The 13,256-nt window shown below is 32.7% G+C and carries 11 protein-coding genes; 5 read left to right on the forward strand and 6 right to left on the reverse strand.

Annotation, left to right across the window (positions count from 1 at the left end):
• Nucleotides 1–131 precede the first annotated feature (131 nt).
• Nucleotides 132–494: a hypothetical protein gene (locus RM538_RS10710; RefSeq protein ID WP_311333430.1), complete on the forward strand. Its 363-nt coding sequence runs from the start codon at nucleotides 132–134 to the stop codon at nucleotides 492–494.
• A 38-nt stretch (nucleotides 495–532) separates the two neighbouring features.
• Here the strand turns inward: RM538_RS10710 and RM538_RS10715 are convergent, their stop codons facing one another.
• The 3 genes from RM538_RS10715 to RM538_RS10725 form a co-directional block, all read right to left on the reverse strand.
• Nucleotides 533–2,710 (reverse strand): T9SS type A sorting domain-containing protein, encoded by a 2,178-nt coding sequence (locus RM538_RS10715; protein WP_311333431.1) that lies wholly within the window; start codon nucleotides 2,708–2,710, stop codon nucleotides 533–535.
• Nucleotides 2,711–2,802: 92 nt separating this feature from the next.
• On the reverse strand, nucleotides 2,803–4,329 hold the full coding sequence (locus tag RM538_RS10720) for a glycine--tRNA ligase (RefSeq protein ID WP_311333432.1): 1,527 nt from the start codon (nucleotides 4,327–4,329) through the stop codon (nucleotides 2,803–2,805).
• 80 nt (nucleotides 4,330–4,409) lie between these two features.
• The gene (locus tag RM538_RS10725) at nucleotides 4,410–5,291 is read right to left on the reverse strand and encodes a DUF8428 domain-containing protein (RefSeq protein ID WP_311333433.1); all 882 of its coding nucleotides are present in this window, start codon (nucleotides 5,289–5,291) and stop codon (nucleotides 4,410–4,412) included.
• 77 nt (nucleotides 5,292–5,368) lie between these two features.
• Between RM538_RS10725 and RM538_RS10730 the strand changes: the two genes are divergently transcribed.
• Both RM538_RS10730 and RM538_RS10735 read left to right on the forward strand, forming a co-directional pair.
• Nucleotides 5,369–6,031: a ComF family protein gene (locus RM538_RS10730; RefSeq protein WP_311333434.1), complete on the forward strand. Its 663-nt coding sequence runs from the start codon at nucleotides 5,369–5,371 to the stop codon at nucleotides 6,029–6,031.
• A gap of 62 nt (nucleotides 6,032–6,093) precedes the next feature.
• Nucleotides 6,094–7,740 (forward strand): Ig-like domain-containing domain, encoded by a 1,647-nt coding sequence (locus RM538_RS10735; RefSeq protein WP_311333435.1) that lies wholly within the window; start codon nucleotides 6,094–6,096, stop codon nucleotides 7,738–7,740.
• Here RM538_RS10735 and RM538_RS10740 read toward each other — a convergent pair.
• From RM538_RS10740 to RM538_RS10750, 3 genes are all read right to left on the reverse strand, one after another.
• Nucleotides 7,682–8,461: an amidohydrolase gene (locus tag RM538_RS10740; RefSeq protein WP_311333436.1), complete on the reverse strand. Its 780-nt coding sequence runs from the start codon at nucleotides 8,459–8,461 to the stop codon at nucleotides 7,682–7,684. The two genes, RM538_RS10735 and RM538_RS10740, sit on opposite strands and share 59 nt — an antisense overlap.
• A 6-nt stretch (nucleotides 8,462–8,467) precedes the next feature.
• Nucleotides 8,468–8,932, reverse strand: coding sequence for an ankyrin repeat domain-containing protein (locus RM538_RS10745; RefSeq protein WP_311333437.1), 465 nt, complete (start codon nucleotides 8,930–8,932; stop codon nucleotides 8,468–8,470).
• Nucleotides 8,933–9,087: 155 nt separating this feature from the next.
• Nucleotides 9,088–10,227: a methionine aminotransferase gene (locus tag RM538_RS10750; protein ID WP_311333438.1), complete on the reverse strand. Its 1,140-nt coding sequence runs from the start codon at nucleotides 10,225–10,227 to the stop codon at nucleotides 9,088–9,090.
• Between the two features lie 130 nt (nucleotides 10,228–10,357).
• On the opposite strand from RM538_RS10750, the gene RM538_RS10755 reads away from it, so the two are divergent.
• Together RM538_RS10755 and RM538_RS10760 are read left to right on the forward strand one after the other, a co-directional pair.
• Nucleotides 10,358–12,580, forward strand: a complete 2,223-nt coding sequence (locus tag RM538_RS10755; protein WP_311333439.1) for a response regulator — start codon at nucleotides 10,358–10,360, stop codon at nucleotides 12,578–12,580.
• Nucleotides 12,581–12,658: 78 nt separating this feature from the next.
• On the forward strand, nucleotides 12,659–13,252 hold the full coding sequence (locus RM538_RS10760; RefSeq protein WP_311333440.1) for a GNAT family N-acetyltransferase: 594 nt from the start codon (nucleotides 12,659–12,661) through the stop codon (nucleotides 13,250–13,252).
• Nucleotides 13,253–13,256 lie beyond the last annotated feature (4 nt).

Raw genomic sequence — 13,256 nt, forward strand, 5'->3', positions numbered from 1 at the left:
TATTTTTTAACAACTTCAAATAGAATCTAAATATCTAAAAACCCATTAGTTAAATGTGAACTAAATTACTTTCCCTTAAAAAAATGGCATATAAATTGTATTTTCATATATTGAATCGCAAAAAATAAATTATGACATTCTTAAAAATTACATTTGGTTTCTTGTTTTTAATTGCTGCATCATGTAATACCACAAAAAACACTACTGAAGAAGTATCCTCTAAAAATACCGAAGAAATAAAAATGAGCGAAAAACTAATTGCAGAAGGTTTTCAAGAAGCAATTGTAATTGCTTCAGAAGTCGAAAACGATTGTCCGTACACACTTATGGTTAATAATAATAAAGACATGCTTTACGACCCTATAAACCTTGAAGAAGAATACAAATCTAATGGTGAAAAGGTTTGGGTAAAGTATCGCCCGTTAAGGAGACAAAATAGGTGTACTAAAGCAAGTCCAGTAGAAATTACTTCAATACAAAAAAGAGAGGAGTAGAACTCCTCTCTTTTAAAATTATATAAAAATGGTGAAAATTATTTCACAATGATTTTTGCCGTTTTTTGAACTGCACCTCTCCCTAAGTTTACAAGATATACTCCTGAACTAGCATAAGACATGTTTAATTCATAACGATACTTATTACCCGTTCTAACCAAATTGTTAAAAACAACTTGTTTACCAGTAACATCGTAAACCGATAAAGGTAATACATCATCATACGTTGTAGTTAATGTGATTACAAAATTCTTATTGTCTGAAGATGTAACTATTAACTCAGCGTTTTCAATCTGTAAATCTTCAACACCTAATATTTCACCTTCATTTCTTACATTCTCTCCATACACATCATTAAAATCGTTTTCATCTCCAACAAGTGCTGTTGATGTTTCAATTCTAAAAGTTTGTGAAGCAGATAAATCTGCAGGCACTGTAAACTCATAAGTATCTGTTTCGCCAGCAGCGATTGAGCCAGTATAAACTTCTGCTATTGGAGTACCTCCATCAACACTATAGGTAACAGGAATTGTTGTTTGAGTGTCTGTACCATAGTTTTTAATTTCAACAGTAATTATTTCAGAATTTGTTAACTCGCCCGTATTAGGTGTTAAGTTAATAATTGCAACATCGTTATTTGGTATTACTGCATGTTCAAAAACACCTACTACATCTCTTCTAGTTGGGTCAAATGCTTCAGCAATATGCCAGAAAGTAGCATCATTTGTTGGGTCTACTGTTAAATGAACATAATCAGCAAAACGAGTTGTTGGGCTATTTCCTCCTTGAATAATTAAGTCTTCAGCAATAGACATTGTGTTAACAGGATCGTCTGCTAATCTACCTGTATATCTAATAGATATACTTTCGGTTGAGCTAACTGAACTATAGCCCATACCAATATTACCGTAGATGTCCATCGCCATGCTTCCAGAAAAAGCATCACGACCATCTGGAGCAATATACGTTCCTTCTTGGAAAATTGTCCATGGCTCACCTTGAGCTGTTTGACGGAGTTCATACCAACGGATTCCTGCTAATTCTCCTCCAGTAGGATCTGTGTCTACAACAAAGTTTAATAACGCAGAATTATAGCCATCAAATTTTCTGAATTGAGCTTGGTTCATAACTGTTGCTTGTAAAGCATCAATGTCTGGTCCACCAGGTTGGTCTAAGTTTGCAAAACTACCTCCATCAAAAACACTTATAAAGTCTGCTGTGATAATTTCTTGAGGTGTTGAAATTGTAGAATTCGCTGTAGTTTCCCAATCTACATTAACAGTCCATACTTTTAAATGGTCATCGCTAACTCCACCCCAGGCGTCATCCTGTAGATATACAACACAAAAATCTCCAAGTTCTGGCTCAGATCCTCCAGTAGCTGTAAATCCATGAGGACTATAAAAACCACTAGTACTTATTCCAGGTAATGGAAAACGAATAATTTGAGCTGGTTCTCCTTTAGCCATTTGCTCGCGTTCAACAGCAAAAAGTCTATTAGAACTTCCAATGTTTGCAGTTACATAATATCCGTCACTCCAAACAGCGAATTTCGTGTAATCTGGAAAAGCTCCAGTAGTAAATCCAGTAGTGTAAACATACCATCCATCATTTACTGGGTCTGGTCCTTGACATACTGCTACATTGAAACCATTAGGTGAAGAGTCAAACTCTGTAATTACAAAACGTCCTCTTGGCTCACCTGGATCATTTTCTATAAATGGATCAAAAAATACAATAGGATCACCAATTGCGTTTCCAGGGAAAATAGTAGCTAAAGAAGCTTCTGGAGTTAAAGGTGTTCCTGTTTTGTCAAATATTCTAAAAGCGGAATTCCAAGCACCTACATAATGATCTGGACCTACAGCACCAGTTGGGTCTGAAGGAGTTGCTTGCGAAATATCTGCTGTAAAAGTTAAAAGAGGTGCTTTACTTGGGTGAATAGGAGCCATAGTCTGTAATGCTTTATCTACTCCTTGAGAGCCTTTACCAGGAATTACATTGTTTGCTCTCTGTCTTTTAGGTCTTCCTTCTACAGCTGTGTTATCTGCATTTTTGAAAGTACCGTCTTGTAATTGCTTTGCAATACTTGGAACAGTAACAGGATTGGATAACATCCCAGTATTTGTGGGACCTACGACTGTTTGTTGCTGGGCATGAGCTATTGTAGCAAAAAGCCCAAATAATGCAACAAAAAAGTAATTTTTAAGTTTCATAGTATTTGTTTTTTAGTTATTAATCTTAAAAAGATGTTAAAACTACTAAATACTAATCACTTAATAAAATTAAAGACTTTAAAAATTTCTAATTAAAATCTCATAGAAAAGTGTTTTTTTAGGGTTTCTAGTAACATTTCTATGGGTAATCTTTGTTGTTCCATAGTGTCCCTATTTCTTAAAGTAACGGTTCTATCTTCTTTTGTTTGATGATCTACAGTAATACAAAATGGAGTTCCAGCAGCGTCTTGACGCCTATACCTTCTACCTACAGCATCTTTTTCATCATACTGTACATTGTATTCCCATTTAAGGTCATCAATAATTTCTTGTGCAATTTCTGGAAGACCGTCTTTTTTGAGTAATGGCAATACTGCCACTTTTGTTGGCGCTAGAATAAATGGTAGTTTTAGAACAGTTCTTGAGCTACCATCTTCTAATGTTTCTTCCTGCAATGAATTACTTAACACCGCTAAGAACATTCTATCTAGTCCAATAGATGTTTCTACAACATAAGGTGTATAATTTTCATTAATTTCATGGTCAAAATATTGCAGCTTCTTCCCTGAATGTTTTTCGTGTGCTTTTAAATCAAAATCTGTACGAGAATGGATCCCTTCAAGCTCTTTAAATCCAAAAGGGAAATTAAATTCTATGTCCGTTGCAGCATTTGCGTAATGTGCTAATTTCTCATGATCATGAAAGCGATAATTTTCTTTTCCCATTCCAAGAGACAGGTGCCAGTTTAACCTTGTTTCTTTCCAGTATTCGTACCATTTTATTTCTTCTCCAGGACGAACAAAAAACTGCATTTCCATTTGTTCAAACTCACGCATTCTAAAAATAAATTGTCTTGCAACTATTTCATTTCTAAAAGCTTTTCCTGTTTGGGCTATTCCAAAAGGAATTTTCATCCTTCCTGTTTTTTGAACATTTAAGAAATTAACAAAAATACCTTGTGCTGTTTCTGGACGCAAGTACAGATCTGTAGCACTCTCGGCTGAGGCTCCCAACTTGGTTCCAAACATTAAATTAAACTGCTTAACATCTGTCCAGTTTTTACTACCAGTATCTGGATCTGCTATACCTAATTCTTCAATAAGTGCTTTTACATCTGCTAAATCCTCTTTTTCAAGACTCCTTGCCATACGCTCTAAAACAGATTTCTGTTTTTCTATATAACCAACAACACGAGGGTTTGTAGTTACATATTGCGCTTCATCAAAACTGTCTCCAAATCGCTTTCTTGCTTTTGCAACTTCTTTTTGTACTTTTTGATTCAGCTTTTCGGCATAATCTTCAATTAAAACATCTGCTCTGTAGCGTTTTTTTGAATCTTTATTATCAATTAAAGGGTCATTAAAAGCATCTACGTGACCAGAAGCCTTCCAAGTAGTAGGGTGCATTAATATAGCAGCATCAATACCTACTATATTTTGATGCATCCGTACCATACTATTCCACCAATAGTCTCTAATATTTTTCTTGAGCTCTACTCCGTTTTGTGCGTAATCATATACTGCACTTAATCCATCGTAAATTTCACTTGAACCAAAAATGTACCCATACTCTTTTGCATGGGATACTACTTTTTTAAATTGATCTTGATTATTTGCCATAACGCAAAAATAAAAAAACCGCTACGATAAGCTCGTAGCGGTTTGAAAATAATTTTTCTTTTTTTTGGAACGAAAAAGTCTTATTTAAGAACCATTGTAGTTGTGGCTACTTGCTTCTCTCCATCAAATACATTAATTATGTATTTTCCTTCTACTAAATCTGCCTCAAGTGCATTTACCATTACACACACATCAAGCTCCTCATTTTCATAGAAAACTTTTGTTGCTTCACTATAATTAATAGTCCCATTCTCAGTCTCATATACAGCTTTTTTACCTAGAAGGTTATTTTTAGGATTAATTACTTGAACGTATAATGTTCTATCTCCTTTTTCAGCTATTGGGTTTGGAGCTAATGTAAAACAAGCTCTTACTTTATCTGCTCTACTTGATCTCTTAGTATCTACAATTTTTCCACTATTTCTAACAATTACAGCTTCTCCTCTTAAATCTACAGCATTTACAACAGACCCTCTTTTAATAGTTTCACTCATAGCAACATTTTCTGTACTTACAGAGTCTACAACTTTAATTGTCTCTGTTAAAACAGTATTTGTACTATCTCTTTGCATAGCTAGTCTTTGGTTAGCAGCAACTAGGCTATCTGCCCTTTTAAATAAAACTATACGCTCATTTTTAAGTTTACCAACTTCAATTTTGTACCTCTTAATTAAATCTATATTAGCTTCTGCATCTTTGACAGAGTCTAACAATACTTCAATACGTTCACGAGCAGCTAATAAATCTTTATCTTTTAATTCGTTATCTTGAATTACCTCATCATAGTTTGCGATAAGTCCTTCTAATTCTACTTCAATTTCGTCTTTTTGGTTTTCTAAGCTAGCTACAGTTGTTTTGCTATCGTTATACAATGTAAATGTATATACAGCTAAAGCAATCAATATTACAGACAGTAATCCAATTACTACTTTAAATTTGTTACTATTGTTTTCAGTACTCATAATAATTCGTTTTGTTTGTTATTATGGTGCTAAAGTAATGGCTCAAACGTTTAGGAAATGGTAAAAAAAATTAAAATATGTTAAATCTGTTTTTTCCAAAGCTGTGTAACGGATGCAAAAACAGGCTGTTAGAAAATGAACAAATACTCTGTATCTCTTGTAGGCATGAACTTCCCTTAGCTTGTTTTCATAAAAATAATGACCCTACTTTATCAAATATTTTTTACGGAAGATTTCCGTTAAAGGCAGCAACTGCTCTTTTATTTTTTCAGAAAAAAGGAATTACACAAGAGATTTTACACAATTTAAAGTACCGAAATCAACAAAAAATAAGTGCCTTTTTTGGAATTTGGTTAGGGGAAGAACTTAAAAATATATATCCATATACGACTGTTGATATGGTTATTCCTGTCCCTCTACATAAAAAAAGATTAAAAGAAAGAGGATATAACCAAGTAGAAGGTTTTGGTAAAGAACTCGCAAGCGCTTTACAAGTACCTTACATGGATACCATTCTTGTTAAAGAATCTAAAACCAGTTCTCAAGTTTTTAAACAACGCCTAAAACGTTTTGAATCTGAAGCAGTATTTGCTCTAAAAAATAGTTCTGCCATTAAAGACAAACATATATTACTAGTTGACGATATTGTTACTACAGGAGCTACTTTAGAGAATTGCGCATTACAATTACTAAAGGTAGAAGGCGTTACTATTAGTATTGCTACCATAGCTATAGCGTAATATTAAGCACTTATTAATCTATACACCAAAAAAGAAGTATTTTTGAAGTCTAATTAATTTTGATGAAACACAGGCTACTTTACATACCTATTTTGTTTTTATTTATGCTTTCGTTTATAGATTGCGCCAAAAAAGGGAATCCTTCTGGTGGTAAAAAAGATAGTATTCCTCCAGTAATTGTAAAAAGTGACCCAGAAAACTTTACTACTAGCTTTACAGAAGATGAGATTAAAATTTATTTTGATGAATATATTAAACTAGAAGATCTTCAGAAAAATCTAATTATCTCTCCTCCATTAAAAAACCAACCCATAATTACTCCTTTAAGTACCTCAAAAGTTTTAAAGATTAAGTTAATGGACACCCTTCGTGAAAATACAACTTACTCTATTAATTTTGGAAAAAGTATTGTAGATAACAATGAAGGTAATCCTTACGATTATTATAAGTACGTATTTTCTACAGGAACCTTTATAGACAGTTTAACACTAAATGGCACTATAAAAGACGCGTTATTACCTTCATTAAAAGAGCCTGCTACTGTAATGCTATATGAAGTTAATGAAGAATACACAGACTCATTAGTATTTAAAGAAAAGCCATTTTATATATCCAATACTAAAGAAGGGAGTACGTTTGAGTTTACAAATCTAAAAGAAGGAACCTATAGACTTATTGCTCTAGAAGATCAAAATAGCGACTATATATTTCAACCAAGTCTAGACAAAATAGGATATGAAGAAGCTTTTGTAACACTCCCAACAGACTCTAGTTACACTATTTCTCTTTTTAAAGAAGATAAAGCCTACAGAATAAGCCAACCCAAGCATGTTTCAAAACACTCAATTATTTTTGGGTATGAAGGTGCTAAAACACCGCCAGATATTTCTTTAATTTCAGAAAAACCTCAAGGTCATGAAAACCTTCTTTTTAAAGACCTAAAAAAAGACACACTTTACTACTGGTTTAAACCCGAATTAGGTGTTGACTCTTTATTATTTAAAAGCACTTACAAAGAAACCATAGACACCTTAAATTTAAGAATACGAGATCTTTTTAAAGATTCATTAAAAATTAATCAACTTAATGCTGGGACTCAAAAATTAAGAGATACTTTTAAAATTTCGGCAAATATTCCATTGATAACTATTAATCAAGAAAAAATAAAAGTTACAGACAAAGACACACTTGATGTTGCTGTAAACACCATACTAGACACTAGTACAAATACAGCTTCTATTAACTTTCCGAAAACTGAAGACCAAAAATATATCGTGACTTTATTACCTGGTGCGATAACCGATTATTTTGAAACGCAAAACGACACACTACAATATGGAGTAAGAACTAAATTGGTTTCAGACTATGGAACCATAACACTAACTCTTGATAATGTAAGCGATTTCCCCCTAGTAGTTCAACTTGTGGATTCACAATTTGTTGTAAAGGACGAAAAAATTCTTACTGAAAATGCTCCACTCCTCTTTGATGAGATATCTCCAGCAAGTTATTACTTAAGAGTTATTTTGGATACTAACAAAAATGGTAAGTGGGATACAGGTAACTTTTTAAAAAATAGCGCACCAGAAAAAGTAATTTATTATCCTTCACAAATTGCTGTAAAAGCAAACTGGAGTGTTAATGAGACCTTTATTTTATCTGAAACAAATCTCGATCCTGTAGAAACTGTAGATGATCCCGAAGAGTAGTTATATGCTCTTTTTCTAGAGTTATAGTTTCTATAAACTCTTTTTCATAGTCTTGTGTTGTAAGTTGCTCTCCAAGAACATTGTTAATAGCAGAATGTCCAGAGTATTCAAAGCCATTACCATCTAGACCTATTCTATTTACGCCTATACAATATGCCATGTTTTCTATAGCTCTTGCTTTTAAAAGTGAATCCCATGCACTTACTCGCTTATTTGGCCAATTAGCCACGTACAATAAAACGTCATAGTCCTCTGTATTTCTTGCCCAAACTGGAAAACGGAGATCGTAACAAATAAGTGGACAAAGCTTCCACCCCTTGTAATTAATTAGCAGCTTTTTAGTACCAGCAGAAAAGGTCTCATGTTCTTTTGCTAATGTAAAAGTGTGTCGTTTATCATATTTTTTATAGGTACCCTCTGGAAAAACAAAGAGTAATCTATTGTAATAATTATCATCTTCTTTTATGATAAGACTTCCTGTAATTGCAGTTTTTTTATTTCGGGCAATTTGTTGCATCCATTGTAAAGTTTCTCCCTGCTCTTCTTCGGCAAGTGGGCTTGCATTCATGGTAAAGCCAGTAGTAAACATTTCTGGAAGTACAATAAGGTCTGTGGGCTGAGAAATCGATTTAATTTTTTCAGAAAAAAGATTTCTATTCTCAACTGGATTTTCCCAAAGCAAGTGAGATTGTATTATGGTTATGTTTAACGTATTGCTCAAAAGTAGTTAGGATAATAGTTGTACAACTGGAGTCGCTTCCTGCATTTTTGCATGGTCTAATGCTGTATTACCTCTATCGTCTTTATGAGAGGTATCTGCTCCGTGTTCTAATAATAGTTTTACTATTTCGGTTTTGCCAAATGTAGCTGCAAAAATTAACGCTGTCCCGCCATTAAAGTTTGTTTCGTTTACATCTGCCCCCTTTTCTATTAATAAGCTAGCAATTTCTGTAAATCCTTTAAAACAAACCCCCATTAAAGCAGTATTACCTGAGGCGTCTTTGGCATTAACATCTTGGGGGTGTCTTAAAAGAGCTTCAGTAATAGGCATATACCCATAATAGGTTGCCAATAATAAAGGTGTTGAGCCTCTACTATCTTTTGTGGTAACCAAGCTTGGATCATTAGCGAGTAAATTCTCTAACGTTGTTACATCTTCATTTCTAATAGCATTAAATAATTGCTGGCTCATAGTCTTCCTTTAAAATATTAAACCTCTTAGATATAGACACCAAAAGTGTTTATTTGAAAAAATAAATTTCGAGGCTAAGCTCGTAATATATAAATATTGTATATCGAGTAAAGTTAAGACTCCAAACCAACAATCACAAGATAAGACAACTAGTTTTATATAGAATTTAAGATAGCAGTAGCTTTAAGTAAAGTTTCTTCTGTTTTAGCAAAACATACTCTTATTTGTTTAAAGTCTTCTTTGTTTTTATTAAAAACTGACGTAGGTATCGTTGCAATTTTGTTTTCTTTTGTTAGTCTTTCAGCAAATTGAATATCAGATTCTTTGGAAATTTCAGAAAAATCCAATAACTGAAAATACGTGCCTTGAGATGGAATTACTTTAAATTTTGAACCTTCTATCTTTTTGAGAAAAAAATCTCTTTTATTCTGGTAAAAACTAGGGAGTCTAAGGTAGTTGTTTTCATTTTCAAGATAAATAGCTAGCGCTTTTTGAAAAGGATGATTTACACAAAAAACATTGTATTGATGTACCTTCTGAAACTCTTTCATCAACTTTTCTGGCGCTACACAATACCCCATTTTCCAACCTGTAGTATGAAATGTTTTTCCAAAGGATGCAGTAATAAAAGTACGTTGACTCAACAATGAAAATCTTGCTGCGCTTTGATGTTTTAAATCATCAAAAATAATATGTTCATATACTTCATCACTTAAAACTATAAGATTGTAATCTTCTGCAATGGTTTGCAATTGTAACATATCACTTTCAGAAAAAATAACACCACTAGGATTATGAGGTGTATTTATAATAGTCATTTTTGTTTTAGAAGTAATTGTTGCTTTTACCTCATCCCAATTAGGTTTATATTCAGGCGCTTTAAGTTGGATTTTTTTTGCCACACCACCCATTAATTGTACAGCTGGCTCATAGCAATCATAGGCTGGAGTAAATAAAATGACTTCATCACCCTCCCTGATAACGGCACTTATTGCAGTAAAAATGGCTTGAGTAGCACCAGCGGTAATGGTTATTTCGGACTCTGGATTAAACTTTCTTGAATAAAGTTTTTCAATTTTATGAGAGATGACCTCCCTCAATCTTGCATCTCCTGCCATAGGAGCGTATTGGTTATTACCTTGCTTCATAGCATTAGAAACAAGTGATATTAATTGTTTATCAACTGGAAAATTAGGAAAGCCCTGAGAGAGGTTTACAGCACCATGTTTATTTGCCATACTACTCATTACTGAAAAAATGCTTTGTTCTACTCTAGGTAATTTACTCTTAAACATATTGTAAGTTTTTGTAGGAAAAGGTATATTTACACTTGCCCAAAGTTATAATTCTAAGATTAAATAGAAATATACTTTACGTATTATCCCCATTTAAAATATTAGTCATTAATATAATTTATCTAACAAGATGAGATATCTTTTAAACTTGTTGTTAGTATGTATTTCTCCTTTTGCAATTGGCCAAGAATACACATCTGGGATTGATATTGAGCAAAAGAAGCAATTATTTAAAAAATACGAAGACAGTTCGGACATATTTTACAATCAAGCAAACCTTGTTAAGTCTATAGATTATAGTATTAAAACTTTAAAAATTGCATTAGAAATTAATGAGCCTAAATACTTACACCAGGGGTATAGAAAAATAGCATATGATTATTTGAGTCTTATGGACACAATATCTGCTAAAGAAAGTTTTGATAAAGCCAAAAACTATGCCTTAGAATCTAGCAATGATACGGTTATAGGTTTGTACTACATGGATGCTGCAAACTATAGTTTTCTAATTGATAATGACACGAAAAAAGCTAAAAGGTTTCACGAAAAATCCATAGAGATTTTTACTAGAACTAAAGACTCTGTTAATCTTTTAAAGGCATACTTTAACACTATACTTACTCATTTTGAAAATGAAAATTATGAGGAAGGGATGGCTTACCTAAATGCTGCTTCCAAGATCGAAAACGGCATAAACGATAAAATCACAAAGATTGCTTTACATAATTTAAAGGCTGAGTATTACATAGAAAACAAATCGTATGACCTTGCCCAAACACAGATAAATAATGCCTTAGAGCTTGCAATAAAAGATTCACTTACATATGATCTTGAAATTTCTTATGGATTACTAGTAGATTTATACGAGAAGACTAATAAAGTAAGTGAAGCCTCTTTTGCTAGAAATAATTACGATAAATACTACGCTATTAACTCTGCAGACGAGGAAGCTGCTAAAAAAAATGCTGCAGCTGCAAGTTTTCAAGTAAATCAATTTCGCAAAGAAATTGAGGCAGCCGAAATAAAAAACCAATTACAAGCAGAGCGCTTTAAAACAAGAGCTATTATTAATTATATTTTAATTGGCATTACCATTGCTGGTATTATCCTCTTTGCATTCTTTTATAGAGCCTATACAAGAAGAAAAGAACTAGTAAGGCTATTGCAAGAAAAAAACAAAGAATATTTACAAGCAAAAGAAGAGTCCGAAAACCTTTCCAAGGCAAAAAGCAAGTTTTTCTCAACGGTTAGTCATGAGCTTAGAACACCACTTTATGGAGTTATTGGGCTTTCTACAATTCTATTAGAGGACAAAAGTTTAAAAAATCATGAGGAGGATTTAAACTCACTAAAATTTTCTGCAGAATATCTTCTTGCTTTAATTAACGATGTTTTACTAATTAACAAAATAGATGCAAATTCAACCAATGTAGAAATAACAAGCTTTTCAGTAAAAGATTTGATAAAGAAAATTGTTACTTCTTTAGAGTTTATGAAACTTCAAAACAAGAACAAAATTCATATCAATGTATCTGACGAAATTCCGGAACTACTTAAAGGAAATGTAATTCACCTTTCCCAAGTGTTAATGAACTTAATAGGAAATGCATGTAAATTTACTGAAGATGGGGACATAACCATTACCGCATCGCTTAGTAAAAAAAGTAGTAAAAAAGCAATGATAGACTTTTCGGTAAAAGATACAGGGATTGGGATTCCAAAAAGAAAGCTAGAGGCAATTTTTGAAGAATTTCAACAAGCAGAGTCTATAAATTATAACTATCAGGGAACTGGGCTTGGGCTTCCAATTGTAAAAAGGCTTTTAGATGCCGAAGGTTCTCAAATTTATGTTGAAAGTGAAATTGGAGAAGGTACTACTTTTCATTTTAGTTTAGAGTTTGATGTTGTTCAGGTTAAAAAAGAAAAGAAAACAGATTCTATTTCAAATTTAAAAGACATTGAAGGCAAGCGCATATTAATTGTTGAAGACAACAGAATTAATCAAATAGTTACAAGAAAAATTTTAGAGAAAGATAAAATTATATGTGATTTGGCTAACAATGGTAAAGAAGCTGTCGATAGCGTTTCAAACAAGAACTACGATCTTATTTTAATGGATATAAATATGCCCGTTTTAGATGGGTTAAGTGCTACTAAAAAAATTAGAAGTTTTAACAAAACTGTTCCAATCGTTGCTTTAACTGCTGTAGAAATCGAAGAAATGAGAGATCAAATTTTTGAAAGCGGAATGAATGATATCATTGTAAAGCCATATGATGCTAAAAAATTTAGGGAAACTATTGTAAAAAACATCTCTTCTAAAAGCACATATACCAAAAAAGCTACAGCCTAAAATACTGACAAAAGTATATTATTATAAAAACTTTATCGCTTTATAAGGTTTAATTCTCAAAAGTTGTACTTTAGGTTTATGGGAGTTTTAAATTTTAAGAAAGATACTACGCTTGAAAACAATCGAGTCTTATTAAGACCTCTTTTAGAAGAAGATTTAAAACATTTATTACCATTTTCTATTAATGAACCAGAGCTTTGGACCTACTCGCTTCTACCTGCCGACGGAAAAGAAAATCTTGAAAAATACATTGCATTCGCTTTACAAAAGCGTAAAGAAGAAGACTCTTATCCCTTCATAGTTTTTGATAAAATTACACAAGAGTATGCTGGTAGCACTCGCTTTTATGATTATAGACCAAATCACAAAACAGTACAGTTAGGTTATACTTGGTATGGTAAAAAATTTCAAAGGACAGGGCTCAATAAAAACTGCAAATATTTGCTTCTCTCCTATGCATTTGATGTTCTAGGTTTAGAGCGTGTAGAATTTAGAGCAGATGCTACAAACCAAAGAAGCATTACAGCTATGAAGTCTATAGGGTGTAATGTTGAAGGTATATTAAGAAACAATTGCACTAGTCCAACAGGAAGAAGAGATAGTATTGTACTTAGTATTTTAAAACCCGAATGGCAATCTAGAGTTAAATCACTACTTTCTAAAGCTATATAACTTC

It is taken from the genome of Patiriisocius hiemis (assembly GCF_031846325.1).
Lineage (GTDB): Bacteria > Bacteroidota > Bacteroidia > Flavobacteriales > Flavobacteriaceae > Patiriisocius_A > Patiriisocius_A hiemis.